The sequence below is a fragment of the Acinetobacter guerrae genome (assembly GCF_009372255.1).
GTDB lineage: Bacteria > Pseudomonadota > Gammaproteobacteria > Pseudomonadales > Moraxellaceae > Acinetobacter > Acinetobacter guerrae.
Genome location: NZ_LXGN01000045.1, coordinates 285,727 through 312,100 on the forward strand (window position 1 = coordinate 285,727; position 26,374 = coordinate 312,100).

Sequence of the window (26,374 nt, forward strand, 5' to 3'; positions counted from 1 at the left end):
TTCCTTTTTCCTTCAGCTTTTTCGCTTATTTTGCCAATTTTTTAGTTAAAAATGAAACCAGTTGGTCAATCGCCACATTGGATTGTTCAGCGGTTGCCAACTCTTTTATGGTCAACTCACCAGCATTCCATTCGCGCTCACCCAAAATCATGGCATAAACAGCACCAGACTGATCTGCTTTTTTCATCTGGCTTTTCATACTGCCCTGTGAACCAGTTTTGATACGCAGTGAACTATTGCTTGTTTCAAGCTGATCACGTAATTGTTCTGCCAAAATCAGTGCATGCCCCTGATAAGCAGGTTCAGCCACCAAAAACACATCACAATCACGGACAGCCTGTGCTTGTTCAATTTGCTCAAGAAGCAACAATAAACGCTCCATACCCATTGCAAAACCAACAGCAGGAACAGATTGATCTGCTTTACCTTTCAATTGTCCAACTAAACCATCGTAACGTCCACCTGCACAAACGGTGCCCTGTGAACCCAATGCTGTAGTCGTCCACTCAAAAACAGTTTTGTTGTAATAATCCAGACCACGTACCAGCTTTTGGTTGATCACAAAAGAAATACCTGCATCAGTTAAATACTGTTGCAGTTGTTTAAAGTGATTCATGCTGTCTTCTTGAATGAAGTCATGCAATTTCGGCGCATTTTCTAAAATTTTCTGTGTCGATTCAATTTTTGAATCTAAAATTCGCAGAGGATTTGTGGTTAAACGGCGCTGTGAATCTTCATCCAAAGCATCTTTATGCTGAGTCAAAAACTCAACCAAAGCTGCACGATATTCTGCACGTTCGTCGATTTCGCCTAAAGTATTCAGTTCAAGCTGGACTTTATCCGCCATTCCTAAACGTTTCCACAAACGCGCAGTCAATAAAATCACTTCAGCATCAATATCAGGGGTTGCCACGCCAAAGGTTTCCACCCCAAACTGATGGAATTGACGATAACGCCCTTTTTGTGGTTTTTCATAACGAAACATCGGCCCAAGATACCAGACACGTGGTGTAGCCCCACGTAATAAATTATGTTCTAGCATTGCACGAACACAACCAGCCGTACCTTCGGGACGTAAAGTTAATGATTCAGGCGGTGTTCCTTTGTCAAAAAAAGTATACATTTCTTTTTCAACAATATCCGTCGCATCACCAATAGCACGTTTAAATAAACCTGTTTGCTCAACAATTGGTAACCGAATTTGCTGATAGCCATAAGTATCCATTAAAGATGCCAGATGTTGTTCTAAACGTCTCCATGCAGCCGTTTGGCTCGGAAGAATATCGTTAAAACCCTTGATTGCAACAATTGAACTCATGACTTACTCAAAACTTGTACGAATAATTTCTTTAGATTTTGCTTCTTCAATCGCTTTTACACGATCACGCACCATTGACTCAATTTCTTCGACCAATTGATCTGTATCAATTAAATGGCTTTTTTCACCATTGCGATAGACCAATGAACGAGGAGATGCCCCAACGACTCCAATATCAGCTTCTTTGGCCTCACCAGGCCCGTTGACTTTACACCCAATCACAGAAACATCCATTGGTGTACGTATATCTTCCAGACGTTCTTCTAGCATCTGCATCACTTTAATCACGTTAAATTCCTGACGTGAACAGCTTGGGCAAGCAATAAAGTTAATGCCGTTAGAACGTAATCCCAATGATTTTAAAATATCAAAACCGATTTTAATTTCATCTTCTGGTTCAGCAGCCAGTGAAATACGCATGGTATCTCCCACGCCTTCCATGAGCAGACCACCCAATGCAATCGCAGACTTCACTGTACCTGTACGATAAATCCCCGCCTCAGTCACACCTAGATGTAATGGGTTATCAATCTGCTGAGAAAGTAAACGATAGGCATCCATGGTCAGAAAAACATTGGAAGCTTTGACACTGACTTTAAATTCGTGGAAATTCAGTCGATCTAAAATATCAATATGACGTAGTGCAGATTCAAGTAAAGCTTGCCCTGTAGGTTCGCCATATTTTTTCTGCAAATCTTTTTCCAAAGACCCCGCATTGACCCCAATACGAATCGAAATACCATGATGACGCGCTGCCGCTACGACTTCACGTACTTTTTGATCAGAACCGATATTACCAGGGTTAATACGTAGGCAATCTGCACCATAGTCTGCAACTGCCAATGCAATTCTATGATCGAAGTGAATATCAGCAACTAAAGGAACAGTGACTCGTTTACGAATTTCACCAAAAGCTTCCGCAGCTTCCATTGATGGGACAGACACCCGCATAATGTCTGCACCTACGTCAGCACAGCGCTGAATTTGTGCGACAGTCGCATCAACATCACAGGTTTCAGTATTGGTCATGCTTTGCACACTAATAGGTGCATCTCCACCGACATACACTGAGCCAACACGAATTTTTCGTGTTGGTCGACGCTTGATTGGATTCTGGATCATTATTTCACTCTCATTTAATCTTCATTAACGAGATAAACGGAAATCTGCTTTTCCATTTACCGTATATGGAGACAATGAAATCGGTTCTTGGTTTAGACTTAATGACACAGCCGCTGCATCATCCAGACGAATTTGAAATGGCGATTGACCATTTAAGGTTATAGTCGATGCCTGACGCCCTGTTGCCAAGACTTTACCAGTAGAATCGACAATATGTACCGATGTCGGACGATTAAAGTTAAGCACCAACTCATCTCCAGAAGTTGCTGCTCCTGTATTTAATGGTAAAACTTCAACACTTGAACTTTGCGGTGCGACCGTATTATTTTTCTTGGTAGACCAGTTTTGAACCATGGTCACAATAATACCAATCACAATCAAAGCCAAAATCAGAATAAGACTACGTTTCAACCACTTTCTGTTCCGATCACTTTTTGAACCAGGTAATTTCCCCATAATTTTAATTGGGGAGTTGGTTAAAGCATGATTTGGTAACAAACCTGTATCATTCGCATAAATTTCATCGAAGCGCTGAATAATCGCAGTTGCATCTGTTTTTAAGTATTTCGCATAAGAGCGATAATACCCTTTGATAAATGCAGGTTCTGGCAAGCTTTTATAGTCATCTTGCTCTAAAGCGGTTAAGGTTTTAGGTGGCATATTTAAATCAGATGCCACTTCATTTAACTCAAGCTTCTGGGCAAGACGAATCTGACGTAAGTACTCACCTGGACGTTGAACATTTCCTAATGCTGAAGTAGGTGAACTTGAGCCAGTTGGCTGCTGTGAATTAGGATTTATTTCCATACGGCCTCAGTACTGTACTGTAATTGCAAATAACGTTTATATTCTGAACTATCGGGAAATAAAGCACGAAGTTGATTCACCAGTGCTTGCATTCCAACTCGATCACCATTGGCTCGTGCAACACGAATCCCCACCCAAAGCGCACGTGCGCCTTGATTGGTTTGTCCCACTGTACGGACATATTGTTCATACATTTGAGTCGCCGCTGGCATTTGCTGTTGCAAATAAAAAATCTCTGACAACTCTAACATAGATACATAAGAGTCGCGGTTTGCCTGTAAAGCTTGTTTGAATGACTTTTCAGCATTCACACGATCGCCAAGCAATACATATATACGCCCCAGATTTTCTAGAGCACGATAACGCTGATCGTACCCCAATGTTGCCCCTGCAATCGTAAATTGTTCAATCGCGTCATTATAACGTTTCAATTGGTATAAGTACGTACCATAATTATTACGAGCCTGTGCATTAGTAGGTTCTTCCGAGATTGCACGTTTAAAATACGTGTCTGCTTTCTCGAGATTTGTTGCACTGCCTTCTTGTTGTAAAAGCACACCCATCATCATATTGGCCATGGAATCACGCGAGTTCACATCCAAAGCCTGATCTAATGCACGCTTAGCCGCATCCAGATCACCTGCCTTAATATATTCAGCTGCCAGTTGCGTGCGCACCTGTACAGCTTTTTTTGGGTCTTTGGTTGTTTTTTGAGATTGGCATCCCGTTAACAGCAATGCCATTAAACATGCTGAAATCCAGACTGTGGAACGTGAAGTGAATCTACTCAACAACTCTACCCCCAATATATTATCCCTGTGAACGAATAATCTCTTGTCGCTCTGCGACTTTCTTTTTCCATTGTTCAGCACGACGAGTTCGATCTGCGACCTGCCCTACCAGTTGACCACATGCCGCATCAATATCATCGCCACGTGTCTGTCGAATCGTACACACAAATCCAGCATCAGACAAAGTTTTTTGAAAGGCAATAATTCGATTTCGGCTAGAACGACCATATGGCGCATGCGGAAATGGATTAAATGGAATCAAATTTATTTTACTTGGTAAATTTTTTAATAGTTTAATCATTTGTTGTGCATGTTCAGGGTGATCATTTACACCATCTAACATCACATATTCAATCGTGACATGTTTACGCGTACTTTCATTGCCACCTTTTGCCAGATAACGCTGACACGCTGCAATCAATTGCTCAAGTGGATATTTTTTATTGATTGGAACTAACTCATTACGCAGTTCATCATTAGGTGCATGCAAAGAAATTGCGAGAGCGACATCAATATCCTGTGCCAGTTGATCAATCTTTGGAACCACGCCAGAGGTAGATAACGTTACACGGCGCTTGGACATCCCATAAGCAAAGTCATCTAGCATCAATTGCATTGAGCTAAGTACCGCATTGTAATTTAGCAATGGCTCACCCATGCCCATCATCACGACATTTGTGACGGAACGACTACGTTCTGCTACAGGCACATCTTCCATATAAGACTGATTGGCGACCCAAAGTTGTCCAATAATTTCATCAGGATTTAAATCGCGCTGGAAACCTTGCTTACCCGTAGAACAAAATGAACAATCCAGTGCACAACCCACTTGTGATGAAATACACAGTGTTTTACGTGACCCAGTCTTGTCTTCAGCAGGAATCAATACGGTTTCAACTAACGAACCTGCACCATCACCCACACGGAACACCCATTTACGGGTTCCATCTTTAGAGTAGTGACGATGTACGACTTCAGGCGCTGTAATTTCACATACCTGTTCAAGTTTGGTGCGCAATTTACCTGAAATATTGGTCATTTCAGCAAAATCAGTGACAAAATACTGATGAATCCACTTCATCACTTGTCCTGCACGAAACTTTTTCTCTCCTAATTGTTCAAAAAATCCTTCTAGTTCTGCGCGAGACATACCCAATAGATTAACTTTGGCACGGACAGCATTTTGCACCGCATCAGCAGGCTGTGCATGTTCTGTTGGTGCTGGGAGATCTATTACAGAAGCCATGAGATTACCTAAACCATAGAAGTGACGAAGAAATCTTGCCTAATATTTCAGCAAATTTATTCAGAGAAAAATAAAAAACCAGATAAGTATAATACCACTTATCTGGTTTGGATGCTCTCGATTAACGAGTGCGTGGGAAGATCTCTTCAGCAGCGAAGAAATACGCAATTTCACGCTCAGCAGATGCTACAGAGTCAGAACCATGTGCAGCATTTTCATCGATGCTTGTTGCGAAGTCAGCGCGGATTGTACCTGGTGCTGCTTCTTTCGGATTCGTTGCGCCCAAAATTTCACGGTGTGCAAGAACTGCATTTTCGCCTTCAAGTGCAGAAACAACAACTGGACCAGAAGTCATGAATGCAACTAGGTCAGCAAAGAAACCGCGCTCTTTGTGCTCTGCATAGAAGCCTTCAGCTTCTGCTTGAGACAAATGCTTGTATTTGATCGCAACTGGTTTTAAACCCGCTTTCTCAAAACGTGCAATGATTTCGCCAATGTGGTTTTTACCAACAGCATCTGGTTTGATGATCGATAAAGTACGTTCGATTGCCATGAGTGGCTCCTCGCTTAAAATTTTAAACGTAAAAAATTGGGCGCATTATACCGATGTCAACGGTAATAATCAGCCTTGATTGTGTAAAAGTTATAAATTTCCGATGATTTTTTAGCGAACTTCATCAATCCATGTCATTTGAATGGCTTCTAACAGCCCTTCAGTCGATTTTGCAGGATCATCAGAGAAATCTGGCAAAGCACAAATCCATGCGTGTAAATCAGTAAAACGAACCCATTGTGGATCAACATCTGGGTGTGCATCACTCAGTTCAATTGCGATATCAATGGTATCCGTCCAGCGTAAGCCCATGGTATGTCCTGTTGCATCAATCAAATAATGCTACTTTAGCAAATTTCAGGCAAAGCGAACATGTGAACTGTTGGATTTATTAAAGGGCAATGCACATTCAAACTTATAAATGAATATTCATCAATGGTGCTGCAAAAATAATTCCACAACCAACCACAGTCCCAATGACAGCCCCAACAATCACATCACTTGGATAATGTAATCCCAATACCATGCGAGACAAAGCTACCAAAATAGTAAAAGGAAGCATAATAACCACCAAAATTGGCTGGATATAACCTAATGCGATGCTCGCCATAACCGCGTGTAAAGTATGCCCCGATGGAAAACTAAAATGATCCAATGGGCGTTCACCCAGTACAATCACCTGATGCACCTGATAAGGGCGCGGGCGTGTGGTTTTATGTTTTAGAAACTTGTAAATTCCAGTTCCCACAGAACCACCTAATAATAAGTAAATGATTTGTAGACCATAAAACAACCCTTGAGATAGCCAAACCATAAACAGCATGACGTACCAAAATAGACCATCACCAAGCCGACTGATGATTTTAAAGAAATGCGCAATTCGCTGTGAATGCGAAAAATGGTTCAGATACAGACAACCTTTTAAATCTAAATCGAGTATTCTAATTTTAGCGTTTTTAAAATTCATGGTGACACTCCTCTCACTTAAACGGAGATTTATACTCGGTAGAACTCTTTGACCACCTGATATAAGGCTTGTTCCATTTGATATACAGGTTGTTGCCAACCGCTTTGTTTAACATGCTTAAGTGCATGTATTCCCATCTGTTTTAACTGTGATCTTACAGGCAATTGATATAAGGTTTGAATAAATGTATTGACTTGACCTAATGGACTTAGCCAACCACTCACCCCGTGCTCTACATACTGACTGGCACAAGCATAATCATAAGCCACTACAGGTAACCCACTTGCCATTGCCTCAAGTACCACGTTACCAAAGGTTTCTACCTGACTAGCAAATACAAAGACATCAGCACTTGCATAAGCAGTTGCAAGATTCTTGCCAGTTAAACTTCCTGTAAAAACAACCTCACAATTCTCCGCCATCTGCTCGAGACGCATACGATCTGGCCCATCACCCACAATCACCAGTTTAAATTTTCGATGCTGCATACGTTGCATTGCTGCATAACTTTGAATTAACAAATGAATTTCTTTTTCAGGTGATAAACGTCCAACATACAACATGACCGTTGTATCATCTGATGCATCCCAACTTTCCCGTAATTTCTTACAATGATATTGTGGGGAAAATTTTTCAGTATCTACACCCCGTCCTACAATACTTAAAGGACATGTAATTCCGAAACCACGCAATGCTTTTTCAGTATCTTTGCTTGGCACACAGGTCATATCTGTGCTGTTATGAAACCAACGCAAGTAACCCTGAATTGGTTTGAGCAAAAAAGCTAAATCGAAGAAACGGCTAAAATCCTGAAAAGGTGAGTGAAAACCGCTTGATACAGGAATATTCCTGCTACGTGCTGCATGCAATGCAGTCAATCCCAACGGCCCTTCAGTAACAATATGCACCACATCTGGTGAAAATGTAGCAAGCGCTTTTGTGACTTTTAAATATTGAGGCCAACCAAACTGTAAACCAGGATATTTAGGTAAAGTTTGTGACATCACCAAACATTCTTTATTCGGTGAAAATTCTTCACACTTTAGATTTTGATGAGGTCGAACCAGTAAAATCTTATGTCCTTGCTGCTGTAAACCCTTGCATAATTGTAACAGTGACAAAGCCACACCATTAATTTCAGGTGGCCATGTCTCGGTGACAATGGCAATTTTAAGTTTAGGACGTACCAATTTATCCAGTTCATGCCAATCCTGACTGATTTTTGCATGTCTGTTTTTAAAGTAGAATTTAAAATTTTCAGGGAAATTTTCTTGTTTTAGCAGCGTTGTAGCGAATGAACCTTGCATACAACTATCCATTTGATTTATTTTCATAGCTCAAATATTAGACAATCGTTTTTACATTTTGATGATACCCAGATGACAGTTTTTTGACATAAAAAAAGCATATCGAAATATGCTTTTTTGTTGCTTACTCAAAGAGAATCAATGCTTCTGTGCTTTGGCATAATCTAATAATACATTCGCCGCTTCATTCACAAAAGTTTCTTCTTCAGGTAAAGGTGGACGCGCATTGATCTTCATTTTGGCACGAGATTCGCTCAATGCATCTAGTGATGCTTGATAACTCTCCCAATTACTAAAAGGTTTTAAGCCTGTCGCTGCACGACGTTGATTTTCTGCATCAAGGGTTTGTTTTTCAAGCCCTAAAATTTCCGCTTTACGCTGATCAATATCTAAAACAATACGTTTTTGATCTTTGGTTTTATCAGCAATCGCACGTCGTGCCTCAAGATATTTAAATTGAGGATCGACTGCAACACGAGCTTTAGATTCTTCAGACAGTTTTTCTACATAAGGCTGAATTGAACCTTCCCGCTTAAACGGAGCAGTTGGAATGGTATCCCACTTCAATGCATTTTTAGCTTTACGCTCACCAAACTCCTCATCATAAATATCGACCAGTTTGATGTCTGGAATAACGCCTTTATTTTGAGTACTTCCACCTGTAATACGATAGAACTTACGTTGAGTTAACGTCGCCTGACCATGTGCCAAGGTATCTAATTGAACCTGCGCTGTACCCTTACCTGTCGTGGTACTTCCAATCACGATTCCACGCTCATAATCCTGAATGGCAGCGGAGTAGATTTCACTCGCAGAAGCTGAAGCCAGATTTACTAAAATTGCCAATGGGCCTGCGTAAGTTTGTGCGCCGCCATCGTTATCTTCAAACACACTCACATTGCCATTACCATCACGAATTTGCACGACTGGCCCAGATTTGATTACCTGTCCAAGCATACGTGCCACTTCTTCAAGTGAACCACCTGGATTATTGCGCAAATCAATAAGAATGCCATCTACTTTTTTGGCAGAAAGAGATTTTAAAGCATTGTTGGTATCTTCAGACACTGAACGATATTCTGTTCCCGCACGGCGCGCACGATAGTTCAAATAGAACGATGGGATTTCAATCACACCAAAGGTATGTTTTTTCCCATCACGCATAACATCAATTGTACGTGAACGTACACCTGCATCTTCTTCCTGGATCACATCACGCACCAAACTTACAGTACGCGCCTGACTCATAGATGCACCTGGTCCTAGCAATTTAATGGTGACTTTAGTTCCACGTTTGCCACGAATCAACCCGACAATCTCAGAACTAGACCAACCAATCACGTCTACCATTTTGTCGCCATCTTGAGCAACCCCAACAATGCGATCACCCGATTTGACCTGACCCGACTTACTTGCAGGACCACCTTCTACAATGGTTTCAATTTTAATATAGTCTTCATTACCGCGCTCAGGTCGAATAGAAACACCTATTCCTTCCAGTTGCAGCGTAGTCTGACGATTCAACTCCATCGCATCAATCGGTGGATAGTAATTACTGTGCGGATCGTAAGTTGCCATCATGGCGTTTAAAGTTTTATCTAACACATCATCACTTTTAACGCGACTAATACGCTCAAGCTGACGGGTATAACGTTTCGTGAGTGTTTGAACAGGTGTTAGATCTTCCGGACTGGTTAAATCCTGGCCATTCGCCAACTCTGGGTTGTCTTTCAAAGCTTTTTGTTTAGCCAGATCTTCTTCTTTACTAATGGTGAGGTTAATGAGCTGTGACACTAACATTTTACGCCAGTAATCTTGCTGTTCTGCGGTATTTTTAAAATACGTTGCCTTCTCACGATCAGTATCAATAAAAACGTTAGGCTGATGCAGATTTTGTGGTTTTTTCAGTTCAGACAACATGTATTCATAAAAGGCACGTAAGCGTTTACGGTATTGATCATGAATCGCATACGGACCTGTCAAATTGCCTGCTTTCAGCGCTGCGCCAAAAGTCGAGCCATATTTTGTTTTGTAGTCCTGAACCTCAGAAGCCAAAAATAAAGAATGATCAGGATCTAGACTATCCAGATACATATCTAAAATACGATTGGAAGTATTGGCATCCAGACGCATATTTAAATAATGCTGACGATCTACCAAAGTCGCTAACTGGCGAGAAACCAGTGCTTGTTCCTGAGTCGGTTGAATGGTTTGAGAGATGGCCGCAGGTGCAGTATCAGTTGCCGCAATTGCTTCGTTTATCGCATGTGTGAAGAACAATCCACCAGTCGCGACTGCAACTGCACAAGCTATCATTTGAAGTTTCATAAATTTTTAATACTTCCTTGGATTTTCCAATATTACATGCTGTGCCATCGACCCCGAATGTCACAGATTCAACATCTTACCCAACTTAATTTGTGTATGTCGTGTAGTTTTATCATATTCTATGCTGACAGAATGTAGCAAATCATTGCAAAATTCCGCTATTGTTTTATCCAAGAATTAGACGAGCAACCTTTATGATCGGCGCTTTGATGCTAGACATTGCTGGCACAGAACTTACACAAGAAGATATTGAACTCTTACGCACTCCGCAAGTCGGTGGCATGATTTTATTTGCACGAAATATTGAATCGCCACAACAAGTGCGTGCATTAACAGATCACATGCGCCAAATCCGTCCAGATATTTTAATTGCAGTTGATCAGGAAGGCGGGCGTGTCCAGCGTTTAAAAACAGGATTTACCTTATTACCTGCGATGGGGCGTTTTGGTGAGTTGTATCAACATCAACCAGAACAAGCGATTCAATTGGCTGAGCAATGTGGCTGGCTCATGGCAACTGAAGTTTTGGCAGTGGGCATTGATTTTAGCTTTGCACCTGTTTTGGATATCAATGACGTAAGTGATGTGATTGGTGATCGTGGTTTTGCCAAAAATACGCAGGATATTGTGCCATTAGCTGCTGCATTTATGAAAGGTATGCAACAAGCAGGTATGGCAAACACAGGCAAACATTTTCCTGGTCATGGCTCTGTGCAGGCAGACTCTCATGTTGCCGCAGCGATTGATCATCGTAGTTATGATGAAATCTATCAAAAAGACATGCAGACGTTTATCCAATTGATGCCACAACTGGATGCACTCATGCCTGCCCATGTGATTTATGAACAGGTCGATCCTAACCCTGCCGGTTTTTCACCATTCTGGGTTCAGGAAATTTTGCGTAAGCAGCTAGGTTTTGATGGCGTGTTATTTTCAGATGACCTGAGTATGCAAGCAGCTTGTGTTGCGGGTGGAGCAGATGCACGTTTACAAGCTGCCCTTTCAGCAGGCTGTGACATGGGATTGGTGTGCAATGACCGCTCATCGGCTTGTTTGGCACTCGATTCTATTGAACATCTAGCTTTACCACATCAGCAACGCTTGGAACGTATGCGAGGCAAGATTCCTGAATTAAAGATTGGCAATACGCTTGAATTAGGAGACGTCTGGCAATCTCATAAGGCGCAGATCGAAAAATTCAAAGATAGCTTTTAAAGCATTGAAGGTTATAATAAAGTCGCTTTTACATCATGAATATACGGGTATATTCATGATGGCTAAAATTATGCATGGATGATAAATAAAATAACAGGCTCAGGAATATGACCCAACCGCTTTCAAAACATCGACATATCTCTTTTACCGCTCACTACACAGGTTATATCTGGTATCAAATGGGGATCTCACATCAAGTATTTGCTACCAAAAAGGGAAAGTCCTTAGCTGCGCTGGTTCACCCTCTGGAAAGTTGGGCAGAAAAATATGTCGGCGGCAGTATGCGAAGTACTCTCAAACAACGACATACCTTACTGGATGATCAGCTTAAAACGCTAATTGAGCAACATCCTCAGTTACAGATACTCGAAATAGCCAGTGGTCTTTCACCGCGAGGTTGGTGGTTTAGACAACACTATCCAGAGATCACTTACCGTGAACTAGATTTACCAGACATGGCACAAACCAAACAGGCTGCATTGCAGCAAATCGAAGCAAATGCACCCGAAATGCTGTCTGTTGATTTATTTACCGAAGAATTTAAACAAGCGTTTGACTTATTTAACCCCTCCCACCCTCTCGTGGTGATAAGTGAAGGGCTGATTAATTATTTTGATAAACCTTTATTAGCTCAATTAATTCAGTCAATTGCTGAATATGGTAAGCCATTTAAGGAACTACATTATCTCACAGACTTGTACCCTGAACCTGTCAAAAACAAGTTGGCAAATATTATCTGGAGTAGCAGCAAACTTCTAAAATGGATGTCTCGCAGCGCCTTTAGCTTTCACTTTACTACGCCAGCCGATGTTAAAACTTTTTTTATGGAAAATGGTTTTGATGACGTAGAAGTCATACAACCCACACATTATTTTGACTCAGAAAACCCACACCCATCTCAAACCCATGAGCACATGGGCGATTTGGTCTGGACAATCCATGCCAGCCATAAGAAACAGCGTTAAAACCGATGTATTACTCTACATTTTTGCAATAAAAAACAGCGTTTAAAACGCTGTTTTTTATCCCCAAATAACGCGGCAAGATATGGCTTCTCAGATATCTTTAATCGCGTTACACCACCTCAGCGTACTGAAGTTGATGTTCTTTTTGTCGCGCCACATAGCGCAGCAAACGATCTGCAACCGCAAAACTACCATGCTTAAAGATCGCCCTTACTCCAGATGACTCCACCTGAAATATCAAACATTCAATACTAAACACACCTTCTTCATCTTCTAGATGTAAAGCCAAGTCTCGCGGATAACTTTCAACGCGGCTGGCTTCACTCGACCGATCTAATTGCAACAATACACCAAAGAAACTTAAATCACTAATGGTGACATTGAACTGCTCAGGCAAATAACGGTGCGTCAGTTGCGTATGTGGTTGCATGACTTCTATACGTTCTTCACCACGACGATCCATATTTTTCATTTGTTCACGTGTCATGGTAATAATTCCATCCAGACCATGAATCGATTCACCATTTAAATAGGTTGCAAACAAATGCATCGTTTCTTTACGGCGCTGAAGTTGTGGAACATGATCCGCATTGGCGATCAAAGCAAACTGCATATCAGGACATTGCAAAGCAAAATTTGCATTTTCAAAAGGCAAGGTAAAACTATCATACTGTCCAGCAGCAACTAAGGTTTTGCACTGCGGAATTGGAACATCTTTTAAGCGCAATAAACGATTACAGTTGATTTCATAACGTAAACGCTCAGTTTTGGTAAATTCAGCCATTTGCCGAAAAAACAAACGTCTGGCGGTTGGTGACATACGTGTTTTATCCATTTTGGCATGATTCACCAAATACAAAATCACCGCTTGACCAAATTCTTCCATTCGGTCTTCCTGCATCAACTTCAGTGATTCATCCAGAATCATACGCCAACTTTTACGGGTCTTTTGCATCACACCCATTAGAACCATACGGTCAACCAACTCAGGTCGCTGATGCGCAAAAGAAGAAGCAACCACTGAACCAAGTGACATCCCCATCATGGAAACTTTTGAAATACCCACAATATCTAGCCATTCCCCTAGCATTTTGGATAAATCAGACAATTCAAGCGTTCCCGCAGAAACACCATTATCCCGATTGGTGATTTGCTGATTCGCACCCATTGAAGGCAAATCAATTAAGATCACTGGTCCACAGGCGAAAAGTTGCTCTACACAATATTTATAAGAGTTGAAGTTTTGAAAAGCGCCACCAACAATCACTATCGGTGTTTGATGAATTGTACGTACATCAGCCATAGCCATGTATTCTACTTTCCATCCATCAATCCACGTTTCGCGAGCAGATTGTTTAAAAATATCTTTATGATAAAGATCAAAGAAACCAAAAGGTGAACCTGCTTGGTGAAGATCCGCGTCCATCTGGATAATGGAATTCATTTCCTGCCTCCTGCCTGCGTTGTTTTTTATCTATGCAAGCTCCGTTCCATGCGACACAACGGCTATGTATCCTTACTCAATTTTTTTGTATAACGTCAATAGCCTTATTGTTTCATTCTATACAGATGTGACTTTTTTAAGCAACATGTTTCATGACCGCTCATCTATTTTCGAGATTATTCCAGTTTCAAAATATTTAAAGCCACCATAACAATTTCACACTTTTTTATAAAATAACTCATTTGCTCAAAGTTACAGCACGATGATGACTATACCAATCTGGTGAGAGCCTGTTACTATGCACTTGTACCTTTATGAATTTTTAACCGATCAAGACTGCTATGCACGATTCAATTGAACAATATATGCAAACAGTAGGTCAAAATGCGCGTCAGGCCTCCCGCCTGCTTGCTAGCGCATCGACCTTAGTCAAAAACAATGCGCTTTCAGCCATTTTTACTGCGCTAGAAGATCGTCAACCGCAAATTTTAGCGGCAAATGCGATCGACATGAAAAAAGCGCATGATAACAATCTGGATAGTGCTCTACTTGATCGTTTAGAACTTAACCCCACACGCTTTAAAGGCATGTTACAGGGCTTAAAAGATGTGATTGCGCTTAAAGATCCTATCGGTGAAATTACCGATATGTCCTATCGCCCAACTGGCATTCAACTGGGAAAAATGCGTGTTCCTTTAGGTGTCGTTGGCATGATTTATGAGTCACGCCCAAATGTAACACTAGAAGCCGCTTCTCTTGCGCTTAAATCTGGCAATGCGATTATTTTACGTGGTGGATCAGAAGCACTTGAATCCAATAAAGCCATTGCGGAAGCTATTCAACACGGCCTTAAAAAAGCAGGCCTACCTGAACATGCTGTTCAAGTCATCACAACTTCTGATCGTGCAGCAGTAGGTCAGCTCATTACCATGAGCGAATATGTCGATGTGATTATCCCACGTGGCGGTAAAAGCTTAATTGAACGAATTACCAATGAAGCACGCATTCCTGTCATTAAACATCTTGATGGAAATTGTCACGTTTTTGTTGAGGCTGAAGCAGACCTACATAAAGCTCTGCCAATTGCTCTTAATGCCAAGACTCATCGTTATGGTGTATGTAATGCCATGGAAACGTTGTTGGTCGATGAAAATATTGCAGAAGAGTTTCTCCCACGTATTGCTGAACTTTACGCTGAAAAACATGTAGAACTTCGTGGCTGTGATCAAACACGCCGAATACTTGGTGAAAGTGTCAAAGTAGCAACTGAAGAAGACTGGTATACCGAATATTTAGCACCAATTCTTGCAGTTAAAGTGGTCACAGGAATTGATGAAGCAATCACACATATCAATCAATACGGCTCACACCATACCGATGCCATCGTGACTGAAAACTATTCACTGGTTCGCAAGTTTTTAGCTGAAGTAGATTCAAGTTCAGTCATAATCAATGCATCTACCCGTTTTGCGGATGGTTTTGAATATGGCTTAGGTGCAGAAATTGGCATCTCTACCGACAAAATCCATGCGCGAGGCCCTGTGGGTTTAGAGGGCTTAACTTCACAAAAATGGATCGTTTTTGGTGATGGGCAAATTCGCCAATAAAATTTATTACCTCTGGTTTTGTCGTTAAGACGGCAGAACCAGAACTCACTTTAACTTTAAACAATTTGCTTGATTTTCCAATTAAAAATACTTTTTATTAAATAAATTGCAACATGATCGAGCTATAAAAATAAGCCAATTAACGTTATATTCTTTTTTTAAAAAGAAAATTCAGATAGGTTGGTAATTCGTTGGTTTTAACTCATGAATGCTAGCGATAAATTAAATAATGTTCGATAGTGCTTAAGTCTAATCGGCTAAAGTCTAGCTTGGACAGAAAAACGACGCATGTTACAACATGTCACATTGATGATTACCCTGCCATAAGCAGATAAGTAAAATCAATGCATTAGGGAAACAATTTACAACATTTTGGGTATAACACCGTGTCTACATCTGTTTTAGTTATTAACTGTGGTTCTTCCTCTATCAAATATGCCCTGATTTCAGATCGCCGTGAAAATCGAATTTACGGTTTGGCAGAAAATCTGGGTACAGCAGAAGCTCGGATTAAAGGGATTACAGTGGGTGGCGAACCTCTTGAATTGTCCATTCCGCATGCCGACCATGAAAAAGCGCTTGAAACACTCTTGGCGCGTTTAGCTAATTATAAACCGCAAGCGATAGGACATCGTGTGGTACACGGTGGTACTTTAACCAAAGCAGAGTTACTCACCCCAGAAATTATTGAACGTATTGTTGCAGCAACGCCATTGGCACCATTGCATAATCCTGCGCATTTGGTTGGTATTGATGCCACTATGCGTCTATTCCCAGAGTTACCTCAAGTGGCCGTATTCGATACCGCATTTCATCAAAGCATGCCTGAACACGCTTATCGCTATGCATTACCTAAGTTCTTTTATACTGAACACAATGTACGTCGCTATGGTTTTCATGGCACAAGCCATGCATATGTATCTGATCGTGCTAGTGAATTGGCGGGTCAATTTCGCCAAGGTGGTTGGTTAACTGCACATTTAGGCAATGGTAGTTCGACCTGTGCCGTGTGGAACGGTGAGAGCCTTGATACTTCGATGGGTTTAACCCCACTTGAAGGCATTGTTATGGGAACCCGAAGTGGTGATGTTGATCCGAGCATTCATAGTTTTATTGCCAACAATCTAGGCTGGGATATCGACAAAATCGATAAAATGCTGAATAAAGAAAGTGGATTACTAGGTTTATCTAACAATCTATCAAATGACATGCGTACGCTGATCGAAGCTTCAGAAAATGGTAATGAGGATGCGGCGCTTGCGATTGAAGTCTTTAGTTACCGTTTAGCCAAGTCATTAGCTGGTTTAAGCTGCGGTTTACCAAAAATCGATGGTCTGATTTTTACAGGTGGGATTGGCGAAAACTCAGCTTATATCCGTGAAAAAACCATGACGTATTTGCCGCATTTTGGCTTTCATCTGGATAAACTTCAAAACGATACACTTAAACGTGGTACAGAAGGCCGTATTGATCAAGGTCATGGCCCTCAGATTTGGGTGATTCCAACCGATGAAGAAGGTCGTATTGCGAAAGAAACAGAGCAAGTGATTCAACAGTCGAAAAAAACAGCTGATATTGCAAGTTTAATTTGAGATATTTTCAAAAAATATAATGTTTATCTAAGGTCATTATGAATACAATTTTAATGATTCCAACAGCTGAGGGAGTCGGTTTAACCTCAGCCTGTCTTGGAATGGTCTATGCACTAGATTGCAATGGGATTAAAGCAGGATTCTTAAAACCGTTTTCGCAGGAAAACCAGAATCAGGTTGATCGTACAACATCTCTATTTCACCATTTATTTCAACGCAATACAGCACAATCCATTTCCCATGAAAAGCTGCTGCAATATATCTCAGCAGGAGAAATGGACGAGTTGCTTGAAGAAGCAGTCAGTCTGCATCGTACAATTGCAGCACAACAGGATGTGATTATTGTTGAAGGTTTACTGCCTAATGGGCAAGACCATTTTGCCAGTGAATTGAATGCTGCTCTTGCACAGGCACTCGATGCCAAAGTGATTTTGGTCAGCACCGCAGACATTCAAAACCCACGAAAAACTGCTGAAAGAATCGAATCACATTTACGTCAGTTTGGGGGAGTCAATTCAAATCGAACTGCTGGCGTACTATTTATGCGTACACGCGGTTTGCCTGAAGAATCAGCTCAAATTCCACTGACGATTGATCCATCTTTACGTTTAAATGCTGAAATTGAGAAATTTAGTCTTGAACTACAAAAATACAATCGTCATTTGGGTACTCAAGAATTACCAATTATTGGGATGGTTCCTTTTAGCAATACCTTAAGTGTGCCACGTACATTGGATATTGCATCTGTTATCGATGGCGAATGGGTTTATTTAGGTGAAGCCAAACAACGACGTATTTTACATTCAAGTTTAATTGCTTCAAGCATTGAATATGAACTCAATAAATTTGTCGCGGGCGAACTGATTATTAGTGCTTCGGAACGTACAGATGTCCTTTTGGCAAGTAGTCTGGCAACCAGTAATGGAATTCCTTTGGCAGGTCTGGTGCTGACTGAACGTACCGCTCCTGGCCCACATATTTTAGATTTTTGCCAAAATGCGATAAAACGTGGCTTACCCATTTTGCACACTCAGTTGAATACATTGGAAACAGCGCAACGTCTGGCTGATTTTGGTAATGAAATTCCAATTGATGATACGGAACGAGCTGAACAAGTCACGCGCTTTGTCTCTAGTCATATTGATACCGAATGGCTCAAGGCTCAGATAAATGGAAATGTGCGTTCTCGCCTATCTCCATCTGCATTCCGTCATGAATTAGTGCAAAAATCGATTGCTGCCAAAAAACGCATTGTACTCCCTGAAGGTGATGAACCTCGTACTGTCCAAGCCGCAGCTATTTGCCAAGAACGTGGACTGGCGCATTGTATCTTACTGGCTAAACCTGAATCTGTAATCGATGTCGCTAAAGCACGTGGCATTGAACTTCCAGATGATCTGGAAATTATTGATCCAGATACCATTCGCGATCAATATGTCGCATCAATGGTGGAACTACGTAAAGGCAAACTCAATGAGTTACAAGCCAAAGAGCAACTTCAAGATACCGTCGTACTCGGCACCATGATGCTGGCATTGGATCAAGTCGATGGTTTGGTTTCAGGTGCAATTCACACCACAGCCAACACCGTTCGTCCAGCATTTCAGTTGATTAAGACTGCGCCCGAATATTCACTGGTTTCATCCATTTTCTTTATGCTGTTACCAGATGAAGTCTATGTCTATGGTGACTGCGCGATTAATCCTGATCCCGATGCGCAACAATTGGCTGAAATCGCGATTCAGTCTGCGGACTCGGCTAAAGCTTTTGGTATTGAACCACGTATTGCCATGATCAGTTACTCAACAGGCACTTCTGGAACAGGCGCAGATGTTGAGAAAGTGGCTGAAGCGACTCAAATTGCAAAACAACGTCGTCCAGATCTATTGATTGATGGGCCATTACAATATGATGCTGCATCGGTCGAAAGTGTCGGACGTCAAAAAGCACCAGATTCTCAAGTTGCAGGTCGAGCCAATGTGTTTATTTTCCCTGATTTAAATACAGGAAATACCACCTATAAAGCAGTTCAACGCTCTGCCAATGTAGTCAGTGTTGGCCCGATGTTACAGGGTCTAAATAAACCAGTGAATGATTTGTCACGTGGTGCGTTGGTCGATGATATTGTGTTTACCATTGCACTCACCGCAATTCAGGCTGAACAACAGGGTGAAGCAAAAGCCGCTACAAAAGCATCTTAATTGATAACCCCATAAAAAAGTCCCTGACATTTCAAGGGACTTTTTTTTATGAAAACCAAATTATGATTTTAGTCTAATTCATATTTATTCACTGGCATCATAAGAAAACTGGATACCTGCTGTACCCCCTGTTTCAATGAACAATTTGATAAAATCAGGCACTGTTTCTTTACGTTGCCAGTCACGTTGTAATTCACAGAATAATTGTGCCACACTAATTAATTTACCGCCCGCCTGTTCAATACGGCGTAATGCAGCCTCGTGAGCAGCCAATGAGGTTCCACCTACTGCATCAGCAACCACATAGACTTCGTAACCTTCCTGTAGTGCATCAAGTGCTGGAAATGTTAAACAAGCTTCTGTCCAAAGCGCAGTCATAATTAGTTTTTTGCGACCTGTAGCCTTCACAGCTTCTTTAAATTCGACATCTTCCCAAGAGTTAATTGAAGTACGGTCATAAGTTGGATAATCTGCCAACACTTTACGTAATTGAGGAATGGGTGGTTTGTTTAAACCTGTTTTGACATTTACAGTTGAATGAATAATCGGTAAACCATAAACAATAGCAGCTTTCGCACTGCCGACAATATTATTGACTAATAACTGACGATCCATAGAAGCGATCGAATTGACTTGAACTGGTTGATAATCGATACAAATAAAAGCTGAATTTTGAGGAGTTAATAGATGATCTTGCTTTGGATCACGAATGGCTTCACTGGTCATTTTTTTATTCCTTTTTGATCTTTGTGATAGAAATCATTCTCATCTTATGCCGACAACCCTGTAAAGAATATGACTATTTTTAGGACATAGTTTTTCATTTTGTAATGTAGATAAAACTGTATTTTTATGGATGCAATATCCTTCTGCATGGTCATCAACTCAATCATGGAATATGATTCATTTTTTTCGCAAGCCAAACGGTGTGTCCTGTGCATTCAGGATCTTGTGCAACCATTTTAACCACATCAAAACCATATTGAGTCAATAATGTGCGGTATTCCTCAGCATTCAGGCTAGCGTGATACAATGCCTCACCAAACATCTCTCCAATTGCCTCGCCATAACTCGGCCCACTGGTAAACATAAGAGCTGCACCTAACTTTGCATGCGCTGAAAATTGTGCAAACATTTCATGTTGATCGTCTGGCGTGAGATGAAAAAAACTGTCCCATGCCAAAATTCCATCAAACTTTTGCTCAGCGTGAAAATGACGAATATCAGCATTGATCCATGTTTGTTCAGGAAAAGATTCCCTTGCCATTTCCAACATCACCTCTGAGCGATCTACCCCTGTCACCTGACAGCCATTTTCTATGAGATACGCTGCAATCGGGTTACCAGAACCGCAGCCTAAATCTAAGACTGTTGCAGAGGCAGGCAATACATCTAAAAAGCGATTTAACCATTTTTTTTCATATAAATGATTACCCCGAAGCTTGCTCCAATCTCGTCCAAATTTTTGATAAATCTGAATGATATTCTTAGCTAAATGTACATGACTCATATTTTTTCTCTTTTTCATCGTTTTTTTAATAACAGCTAGCAACAACTCATAAGCTTAGACCTTCGACCAAAATCTAGGGGAAACTGCCCACAGTAAGCTGATTTTGTCATATAATCACTGCCGCTAGCTAACTGCCCGCCCAAGAGATTTTGAGATGACCACAATTATCAAACAAGATGACTTGATCACTTCGGTCAAGGATGCCCTTCAATTCATTTCTTACTATCATCCGCAAGATTTTATTCAAGCGATGAGTCGCGCATATGACCGTGAAGAAAATCAGGCTGCTAAAGATGCAATCGCACAAATTTTGATTAACTCACGTATGTGTGCAGAAGGTCATCGCCCAATCTGTCAGGATACAGGCATCGTCAACGTTTTCCTTGAAGTAGGTCTAGACGTTAAATTTGATTTAAACATGAGTCTAGATGATGCCATTAACGAAGGTGTTCGTCAGGGTTATTTAGAAAATTCAAATGTATTACGTGCTTCAGTTTTGGCTGACCCAGCATTTGGTCGTAAAAATACCAAAGATAACACGCCTGCGGTCATTCACTACAAACTCGTTCCGGGTAATAAAGTTGATATTACCGTTGCAGCAAAAGGCGGCGGTTCAGAAAACAAATCTAAACTTGCGATGTTGAACCCATCCGATTCGATTGTGGATTGGGTACTTAAAACTGTTCCAACGATGGGTGCAGGTTGGTGTCCGCCGGGCATGCTCGGAATTGGAATTGGCGGTACTGCTGAAAAAGCCATGATGCTTGCTAAAGAAGCATTGATGGAAGAAATCAACATGGACGAATTACTTCGTCGCGGCCCTCAAAGCAAGATGGAAGAACTTCGTATCGAGATCTTTGAGAAAGTCAATGCACTTGGAATTGGCGCGCAAGGTCTTGGTGGTTTAACGACAGTACTGGATATTAAGATTAAAGATTATCCTTGCCATGCTGCGGGTAAACCAGTAGGTATGATTCCAAACTGTGCCGCGACTCGTCATGCACATTTCCAGCTGGACGGTTCTGGTGTTGCACATATTCAGGCACCAAAACTTGAAGATTATCCTGCTGTGACTTGGGATTCATCTAAATCTAAACGTGTAAATTTAGATACGATTACGCAAGAAGAAATGAACTCATGGCAGCCGGGTGATACATTACTACTCAGTGGTACGATGTACACGGGTCGTGATGCAGCACATAAACGCATGGTCGATATGATCGACAATGGCGAAGAATTACCTGTTGATCTTAAAGGTAAATTTATCTATTACGTTGGCCCAGTTGATCCAGTGGGCGATGAAGTAGTTGGCCCTGCTGGCCCGACAACCGCAACACGTATGGACAAATTCACACGCAAAGTGCTTGAACACACTGGCCTGTTCGGCATGATTGGTAAAGCGGATCGTGGCCCAACTGCAATTGAAGCTATTAAGGACAATAAAGCGACTTACCTGATGGCAGTTGGTGGCGCAGCTTACCTTGTTTCTAAAGCAGTTCGTGAAGCTGAAGTGGTTGCATTTGCAGATTTGGGAATGGAAGCAATCTACAAATTTGTCGTCGAAGATATGCCTGTTTCTGTGGCTGTTGATGTCAATGGTACTTCAATTCACGCCATTGCACCTAAAATCTGGCAAGCCAAGATTGGTAAAATTCCAGTAACAGATGCTGCGGCGGTTTAAATACTTATCTAAGATATAAAGAAAGCACCTTACGGGGTGCTTTCTTTTTTGAACAATTTAATTACTCATTTAATGGATTTGGCGAGTTACCATGTATTTCCTCATTGCCCATTTGCCATTTCTTTTTACTTGTACTTATTAAAATAAATATCCCGATCAAGGTACCAAGAGGGAATCCAATTAACATCAAGCATCCCAATCCTTGCGATAAATTTTTACCCACTTCCAACCCTTTTTTAACAGCATTTGAAGCCTTTAAATGTAAAAATCCAAGCCCAACATAAATGACTGTAATAAAAAAAAGAAATGTAATTTCATCAGATTTTCCTAATGAAATAAAGGCGATCCATAAAAATGTAAGTATTAAGCCATAAAAAAATACCATAATACGATGTGTATAAAACAAAGATTTATTCATATATTTATTTCCAGATCATAATTGGATCATTTTTAGGAGTTATCTTGATTTATATATAAAATATTAAATTCTAAATCAAAGTAATAAATTATTTATCATTTACAATTAAATATATACCCATCCCCATAAAAACACTTGCTCCAACACGACGCATCCATCGCTGTCTTTTCGCTGTGGTCTTTAATTTTCTTATGATACCTTGGGCCAAATAAACACAACATACATCTGCTGAAGTAAAGGCTAGATTTACAAATAATCCCAATAATAAAAATTGCAACCAAATCGAAAATATCGCATGCACATCCGTAAATTGTGGCAAAAAAGCCGCGTAGAAAATTGCTGTTTTAGGATTTAAAACTTCCACCCAAATACTTTGCCTAAATGTCTGAGGCGATAAATCATTTAGAACAGTCCCAGTATTGGCAGAGAATTTTGTTTGTAATAATTGCCAACCTAAAAATATCAACCAACATGCACCGATCAGCTTTACAACAAAATAAAGCATAGGAATAATTTCAAAAATAATAGTTAACCCTAAAGTCGCAATCAGCACATGAAAATAACCACCCAAATGAATCCCCAAAACTGCCATCAAACCCGCTTTTCGACCTTTCGTCAGCGTTTGAGTCGCGGTATATAACATTGCAGGACCGGGCATATAAGCAAATGCCAAAGTTGTGATTATAAAAATTATTAATATATGCCACGATGCCATGTTGTGATTTCCTTTTTAATTTATGTTTCTGATAAAAATACCATGATAATCTTCACATCAAAATGTACTTACCAGCGACTATCATTTTCACACGCATCACCGTCCCCATCCCCATCCATTTTTGTTCCTGGACAGTTCCTCACAAACCAATCAGCTTCAGCTTTTGAAGTCATTTGTGAACAATGTATTCGACCATCGCATTTAAAGTTATTTGTATCGCTGACCATTGCTTGTCGATTTGCATGATCTAAAGTTTGCTGATTTACAACTTGATTTGATAGCTTATAGCGTTGAACAAAGCCTTGAATATATCCGCCTGCAAAATAGGCAAATACAGCTACACAGACCATGAACACCATAGTTGAAAAAATTGAACTCTGTTTCGATCTGTTGTTTTTATTCAGTACTGCTTTTTTAGATGGAGCAGAATAACGCTCTGGTGGTGTATAAACATACTTTTCTGATGGATAATCTAAACGAACAATATCAGTAGCTTTCGTTTTATGACCATCTTGAACAATTTTAAATGTGAGCTTTTCTCCTAATTGTGGAAGTATACCTTTAGGAAAATCCTTGATATGAAAAAAAATATCTTTTCCACCTTCTTCTAATGAGATAAAACCGAATCCACGCTCTTGATTATAATTTTTAATTCGACCAGATTTAGACATAAGCCCCCCATTTAACTTATAAAATAAAATAAAATAAAATTTAATTAAATTTATCTTTAGTGTTAGAAATATTATATTTCCAAACAAAAAAACCACCCGAAGGTGGTTCTTTCATATCGAGTCAGATTAGTGACCACCACCATTAACAGCTTTAGTCATATCTTCTACAACTTTCTTGGCATCACCAAACACCATCATAGTTTTTTCGTTATAGAACAAGTCGTTGTCTAAACCCGCATAACCTGTTGCCATAGAGCGCTTGATCACCATAATCGTACGCGCTTTATGTGCTTCCAAAATTGGCATACCATAAATTGGAGAGCTTGGGTCATCTTTTGCCGCTGGGTTTACCACGTCATTCGCACCAATCACCAATACGACATCAGTCGCTGGAAAATCAGAGTTAATCTCGTCCATTTCCAAAATGTCTTCGTAAGCCACATCTGCTTCTGCCAAAAGTACGTTCATGTGCCCTGGCATACGACCTGCAACAGGATGAATTGCAAAACGAACTTTTACACCTTGTTCTTTCAGGATTTCACACAACTCTTTCACTGCATTTTGTGCACGACCCTGAGCCATACCATAACCTGGTACAATCACCACGCTATCCGCATTTGACATCAGGAAGCCCGCATCGTCTGCGGAACCTGAACGGTAGTTACGCTGAACTTGCTCGTCTTTAGCAGCACTTGCAACCGCAGCACCACCCATCGCACCACCAAACAATACATTGATGATACTACGGTTCATGGCTCTACACATAATGTACGACAGAATTGCACCTGATGAACCCACCAAGGAGCCTGCAACGATCAACATGTTATTTTCAAGGGTAAAACCAATACCCGCAGCAGCCCAACCTGAAAATGAGTTCAGCAATGAGACCACAACTGGCATATCACCGCCACCGACAGGGGCAATCCACACCCAACCAAAGGCAAGTGCAAGAATAGTCATTGACCAGAACGCAGCCATGTTGCCTGTCGTAAAGAAATAAATTCCACAAGCCAACATTGCAATAAAAATCAAGGCCTGAACAGGTTTTACCCATGAACCAGAAATCGTTTTCGCCCATTTCTTTGCTGCCAATTTACCATAGGCAAATACAGAAGCCGTAAAAGTAATCGCACCAACGAAACAACCGACAAACAATTCGAATAAATGTACTTTACTCATGTGGGCATGTTGAACACCCGCAGCAGTCAACGCTGCTTCATTTTGTGAAAATAATGCTGTCAGTTGATTGTTGTGTAAAATTGCAGCAATCGCAATCAAAACCGCAGCCAAACCGACTAAAGAGTGCATTAAAGCAACCGTTTCAGGCATTTGGGTCATTGGAACGGTACGCGCACGGGTAATCCCAACCACTGCACCCAGTACCATTGCCCCCACAATCATCCAGACTACAGGATGATCAGCCACAAAAAACGTGGTCAATACAGCAATTGCCATACCGATCATACCGTAACGGTTACCTGAGATCGCTGTTTTGGGGCTAGACAAACCACGCAAAGTCAAAATAAAAAGAACTGCACCAATCAGGTAGAACCAACCCGCATTGTCTCGAATAAATTCCATGTTTCAGTCCTCTTATTTCTTCTGCTTCGGCTTAAACATTTCCAGCATGCGCGCAGTTACCGCGAAACCACCAAAAATGTTAATACTTGCCAAGAACACTGCAATCGCGCCAAGAACACTCACGACGTTAATTGTTTGAAAATCTACGCTACCTTCCACCCCAATCAGAGGCAGACCCACCGTCTGAATCATCGCACCAACGATAATGATCGAAGATAAAGCATTCGTGACCGCCATCAACGGCGTATGTAATGCAGGCGTAACGCCCCAAACCACGTAATAACCTACGAAAATGGCAAGGACGAAAATTGTAATCGTTTCAACCATGAGAGATCT

At 40.9% G+C, this 26,374-nt stretch carries 24 protein-coding genes; 6 read left to right on the forward strand and 18 right to left on the reverse strand.

What is annotated here, in order from left to right; all coding sequences use genetic code 11:
• Positions 1-25: 25 nt before the first annotated feature.
• The 10 genes from hisS to A7A69_RS13015 form a co-directional block, all read right to left on the reverse strand.
• The gene (gene hisS / locus A7A69_RS12970; RefSeq protein ID WP_120368580.1) at positions 26-1,318 is read right to left on the reverse strand and encodes a histidine--tRNA ligase; all 1,293 of its coding nucleotides are present in this window, start codon (positions 1,316-1,318) and stop codon (positions 26-28) included.
• Between the two features lie 3 nt (positions 1,319-1,321).
• Positions 1,322-2,440 (reverse strand): flavodoxin-dependent (E)-4-hydroxy-3-methylbut-2-enyl-diphosphate synthase, encoded by a 1,119-nt coding sequence (gene ispG, locus A7A69_RS12975; RefSeq protein ID WP_120368579.1) that lies wholly within the window; start codon positions 2,438-2,440, stop codon positions 1,322-1,324.
• 24 nt (positions 2,441-2,464) lie between these two features.
• Positions 2,465-3,247 carry a helix-turn-helix domain-containing protein gene (locus tag A7A69_RS12980; RefSeq protein ID WP_152877945.1) on the reverse strand — a complete coding sequence of 261 codons (783 nt, stop codon included), beginning with the start codon at positions 3,245-3,247 and terminating at the stop codon, positions 2,465-2,467.
• The gene (gene pilW, locus A7A69_RS12985) at positions 3,238-3,990 is read right to left on the reverse strand and encodes a type IV pilus biogenesis/stability protein PilW (RefSeq protein WP_151980832.1); all 753 of its coding nucleotides are present in this window, start codon (positions 3,988-3,990) and stop codon (positions 3,238-3,240) included. Before pilW ends, A7A69_RS12980 begins: the two co-directional genes overlap by 10 nt.
• Positions 3,991-4,057: 67 nt before the next feature.
• Complete coding sequence (gene rlmN / locus A7A69_RS12990) at positions 4,058-5,284, reverse strand: dual-specificity RNA methyltransferase RlmN (RefSeq protein ID WP_120368576.1); 1,227 nt, start codon at positions 5,282-5,284, stop codon at positions 4,058-4,060.
• A gap of 121 nt (positions 5,285-5,405) precedes the next feature.
• The gene (gene ndk / locus A7A69_RS12995) at positions 5,406-5,837 is read right to left on the reverse strand and encodes a nucleoside-diphosphate kinase (protein ID WP_004994861.1); all 432 of its coding nucleotides are present in this window, start codon (positions 5,835-5,837) and stop codon (positions 5,406-5,408) included.
• 111 nt (positions 5,838-5,948) lie between these two features.
• Positions 5,949-6,149, reverse strand: a complete 201-nt coding sequence (iscX, locus tag A7A69_RS13000; RefSeq protein ID WP_152877947.1) for a Fe-S cluster assembly protein IscX — start codon at positions 6,147-6,149, stop codon at positions 5,949-5,951.
• A gap of 103 nt (positions 6,150-6,252) precedes the next feature.
• A complete protein-coding gene (locus tag A7A69_RS13005) occupies positions 6,253-6,804 on the reverse strand; it encodes a phosphatase PAP2 family protein (RefSeq protein WP_120368575.1) in 552 nt (183 codons plus the stop codon).
• Between the two features lie 29 nt (positions 6,805-6,833).
• Positions 6,834-8,111 carry a glycosyltransferase family 4 protein gene (locus A7A69_RS13010; RefSeq protein ID WP_151980775.1) on the reverse strand — a complete coding sequence of 426 codons (1,278 nt, stop codon included), beginning with the start codon at positions 8,109-8,111 and terminating at the stop codon, positions 6,834-6,836.
• Between the two features lie 138 nt (positions 8,112-8,249).
• On the reverse strand, positions 8,250-10,439 hold the full coding sequence (locus tag A7A69_RS13015; protein ID WP_151980774.1) for a carboxy terminal-processing peptidase: 2,190 nt from the start codon (positions 10,437-10,439) through the stop codon (positions 8,250-8,252).
• 194 nt (positions 10,440-10,633) lie between these two features.
• Here A7A69_RS13015 and nagZ point away from each other — a divergent pair, with 194 nt between their 5' ends.
• Complete coding sequence (gene nagZ, locus A7A69_RS13020; RefSeq protein ID WP_120368572.1) at positions 10,634-11,653, forward strand: beta-N-acetylhexosaminidase; 1,020 nt, start codon at positions 10,634-10,636, stop codon at positions 11,651-11,653.
• 107 nt (positions 11,654-11,760) lie between these two features.
• On the forward strand, positions 11,761-12,618 hold the full coding sequence (locus tag A7A69_RS13025; RefSeq protein WP_152877950.1) for a class I SAM-dependent methyltransferase: 858 nt from the start codon (positions 11,761-11,763) through the stop codon (positions 12,616-12,618).
• Positions 12,619-12,727: 109 nt separating this feature from the next.
• On the opposite strand, the gene A7A69_RS13030 is transcribed toward A7A69_RS13025, so the two are convergent.
• On the reverse strand, positions 12,728-14,062 hold the full coding sequence (locus A7A69_RS13030; RefSeq protein WP_152877952.1) for an alpha/beta fold hydrolase: 1,335 nt from the start codon (positions 14,060-14,062) through the stop codon (positions 12,728-12,730).
• Between the two features lie 341 nt (positions 14,063-14,403).
• On the opposite strand from A7A69_RS13030, the gene A7A69_RS13035 reads away from it, so the two are divergent.
• The 3 genes from A7A69_RS13035 (at position 14,404) to pta (ending at position 19,462) form a co-directional block, all read left to right on the forward strand.
• Complete coding sequence (locus A7A69_RS13035; RefSeq protein WP_151980770.1) at positions 14,404-15,669, forward strand: glutamate-5-semialdehyde dehydrogenase; 1,266 nt, start codon at positions 14,404-14,406, stop codon at positions 15,667-15,669.
• Between the two features lie 386 nt (positions 15,670-16,055).
• Entirely contained in the window at positions 16,056-17,261 is a 1,206-nt protein-coding gene (locus A7A69_RS13040; protein ID WP_120368568.1) for an acetate/propionate family kinase, read from the forward strand.
• Positions 17,262-17,299: 38 nt separating this feature from the next.
• Positions 17,300-19,462: a phosphate acetyltransferase gene (gene pta, locus A7A69_RS13045; RefSeq protein ID WP_120368567.1), complete on the forward strand. Its 2,163-nt coding sequence runs from the start codon at positions 17,300-17,302 to the stop codon at positions 19,460-19,462.
• Between the two features lie 84 nt (positions 19,463-19,546).
• Here the strand turns inward: pta and A7A69_RS13050 are convergent, their stop codons facing one another.
• Together A7A69_RS13050 and A7A69_RS13055 are read right to left on the reverse strand one after the other, a co-directional pair.
• The gene (locus tag A7A69_RS13050) at positions 19,547-20,188 is read right to left on the reverse strand and encodes a hydrolase (RefSeq protein ID WP_152877954.1); all 642 of its coding nucleotides are present in this window, start codon (positions 20,186-20,188) and stop codon (positions 19,547-19,549) included.
• 163 nt (positions 20,189-20,351) lie between these two features.
• Positions 20,352-20,972 carry a class I SAM-dependent methyltransferase gene (locus tag A7A69_RS13055; RefSeq protein ID WP_152877956.1) on the reverse strand — a complete coding sequence of 207 codons (621 nt, stop codon included), beginning with the start codon at positions 20,970-20,972 and terminating at the stop codon, positions 20,352-20,354.
• 154 nt (positions 20,973-21,126) lie between these two features.
• On the opposite strand from A7A69_RS13055, the gene A7A69_RS13060 reads away from it, so the two are divergent.
• On the forward strand, positions 21,127-22,653 hold the full coding sequence (locus A7A69_RS13060) for a fumarate hydratase (protein ID WP_120368564.1): 1,527 nt from the start codon (positions 21,127-21,129) through the stop codon (positions 22,651-22,653).
• Positions 22,654-22,714: 61 nt separating this feature from the next.
• Here A7A69_RS13060 and A7A69_RS13065 read toward each other — a convergent pair whose 3' ends face one another.
• The 5 genes from A7A69_RS13065 to A7A69_RS13085 all read right to left on the reverse strand — a co-directional run bounded on the left by A7A69_RS13065 (position 22,715) and on the right by A7A69_RS13085 (position 26,365).
• Positions 22,715-23,071 (reverse strand): hypothetical protein, encoded by a 357-nt coding sequence (locus A7A69_RS13065; protein WP_152877958.1) that lies wholly within the window; start codon positions 23,069-23,071, stop codon positions 22,715-22,717.
• An 88-nt stretch (positions 23,072-23,159) separates the two neighbouring features.
• Positions 23,160-23,786: a LysE family translocator gene (locus tag A7A69_RS13070; protein ID WP_152877960.1), complete on the reverse strand. Its 627-nt coding sequence runs from the start codon at positions 23,784-23,786 to the stop codon at positions 23,160-23,162.
• Positions 23,787-23,854: 68 nt separating this feature from the next.
• On the reverse strand, positions 23,855-24,457 hold the full coding sequence (locus tag A7A69_RS13075) for a cold shock domain-containing protein (RefSeq protein ID WP_152877962.1): 603 nt from the start codon (positions 24,455-24,457) through the stop codon (positions 23,855-23,857).
• 126 nt (positions 24,458-24,583) lie between these two features.
• Complete coding sequence (locus A7A69_RS13080; RefSeq protein ID WP_152877964.1) at positions 24,584-26,038, reverse strand: NAD(P)(+) transhydrogenase (Re/Si-specific) subunit beta; 1,455 nt, start codon at positions 26,036-26,038, stop codon at positions 24,584-24,586.
• A gap of 12 nt (positions 26,039-26,050) precedes the next feature.
• Complete coding sequence (locus A7A69_RS13085; RefSeq protein ID WP_120368561.1) at positions 26,051-26,365, reverse strand: proton-translocating transhydrogenase family protein; 315 nt, start codon at positions 26,363-26,365, stop codon at positions 26,051-26,053.
• Between the last annotated feature and the right edge of the window lie 9 nt (positions 26,366-26,374).

What these genes read in the sequence shown, in the direction of transcription:
- nagZ (WP_120368572.1), top strand. Translation starts at nt 10,634, where the DNA reads ATGATCGGCGCTTTGATGCTAGACATTGCTGGCACAGAACTTACACAA.
- A7A69_RS13080 (WP_152877964.1), bottom strand. Translation starts at nt 26,038, where the DNA reads ATGGAATTTATTCGAGACAATGCGGGTTGGTTCTACCTGATTGGTGCA.
- A7A69_RS13085 (WP_120368561.1), bottom strand. Translation starts at nt 26,365, where the DNA reads ATGGTTGAAACGATTACAATTTTCGTCCTTGCCATTTTCGTAGGTTAT.
- pta (WP_120368567.1), top strand. Translation starts at nt 17,300, where the DNA reads ATGAATACAATTTTAATGATTCCAACAGCTGAGGGAGTCGGTTTAACC.
- A7A69_RS13025 (WP_152877950.1), top strand. Translation starts at nt 11,761, where the DNA reads ATGACCCAACCGCTTTCAAAACATCGACATATCTCTTTTACCGCTCAC.
- A7A69_RS12980 (WP_152877945.1), bottom strand. Translation starts at nt 3,247, where the DNA reads ATGGAAATAAATCCTAATTCACAGCAGCCAACTGGCTCAAGTTCACCT.
- A7A69_RS13060 (WP_120368564.1), top strand. Translation starts at nt 21,127, where the DNA reads ATGACCACAATTATCAAACAAGATGACTTGATCACTTCGGTCAAGGAT.
- A7A69_RS13010 (WP_151980775.1), bottom strand. Translation starts at nt 8,111, where the DNA reads ATGCAAGGTTCATTCGCTACAACGCTGCTAAAACAAGAAAATTTCCCT.
- ispG (WP_120368579.1), bottom strand. Translation starts at nt 2,440, where the DNA reads ATGATCCAGAATCCAATCAAGCGTCGACCAACACGAAAAATTCGTGTT.
- iscX (WP_152877947.1), bottom strand. Translation starts at nt 6,149, where the DNA reads ATGGGCTTACGCTGGACGGATACCATTGATATCGCAATTGAACTGAGT.
- A7A69_RS13015 (WP_151980774.1), bottom strand. Translation starts at nt 10,439, where the DNA reads ATGAAACTTCAAATGATAGCTTGTGCAGTTGCAGTCGCGACTGGTGGA.
- ndk (WP_004994861.1), bottom strand. Translation starts at nt 5,837, where the DNA reads ATGGCAATCGAACGTACTTTATCGATCATCAAACCAGATGCTGTTGGT.
- A7A69_RS13005 (WP_120368575.1), bottom strand. Translation starts at nt 6,804, where the DNA reads ATGAATTTTAAAAACGCTAAAATTAGAATACTCGATTTAGATTTAAAA.
- A7A69_RS13050 (WP_152877954.1), bottom strand. Translation starts at nt 20,188, where the DNA reads ATGACCAGTGAAGCCATTCGTGATCCAAAGCAAGATCATCTATTAACT.
- A7A69_RS13055 (WP_152877956.1), bottom strand. Translation starts at nt 20,972, where the DNA reads ATGAGTCATGTACATTTAGCTAAGAATATCATTCAGATTTATCAAAAA.
- hisS (WP_120368580.1), bottom strand. Translation starts at nt 1,318, where the DNA reads ATGAGTTCAATTGTTGCAATCAAGGGTTTTAACGATATTCTTCCGAGC.
- pilW (WP_151980832.1), bottom strand. Translation starts at nt 3,990, where the DNA reads ATGGCATTGCTGTTAACGGGATGCCAATCTCAAAAAACAACCAAAGAC.
- A7A69_RS13070 (WP_152877960.1), bottom strand. Translation starts at nt 23,786, where the DNA reads ATGGCATCGTGGCATATATTAATAATTTTTATAATCACAACTTTGGCA.
- rlmN (WP_120368576.1), bottom strand. Translation starts at nt 5,284, where the DNA reads ATGGCTTCTGTAATAGATCTCCCAGCACCAACAGAACATGCACAGCCT.
- A7A69_RS13030 (WP_152877952.1), bottom strand. Translation starts at nt 14,062, where the DNA reads ATGAATTCCATTATCCAGATGGACGCGGATCTTCACCAAGCAGGTTCA.
- A7A69_RS13035 (WP_151980770.1), top strand. Translation starts at nt 14,404, where the DNA reads ATGCACGATTCAATTGAACAATATATGCAAACAGTAGGTCAAAATGCG.
- A7A69_RS13075 (WP_152877962.1), bottom strand. Translation starts at nt 24,457, where the DNA reads ATGTCTAAATCTGGTCGAATTAAAAATTATAATCAAGAGCGTGGATTC.
- A7A69_RS13065 (WP_152877958.1), bottom strand. Translation starts at nt 23,071, where the DNA reads ATGAATAAATCTTTGTTTTATACACATCGTATTATGGTATTTTTTTAT.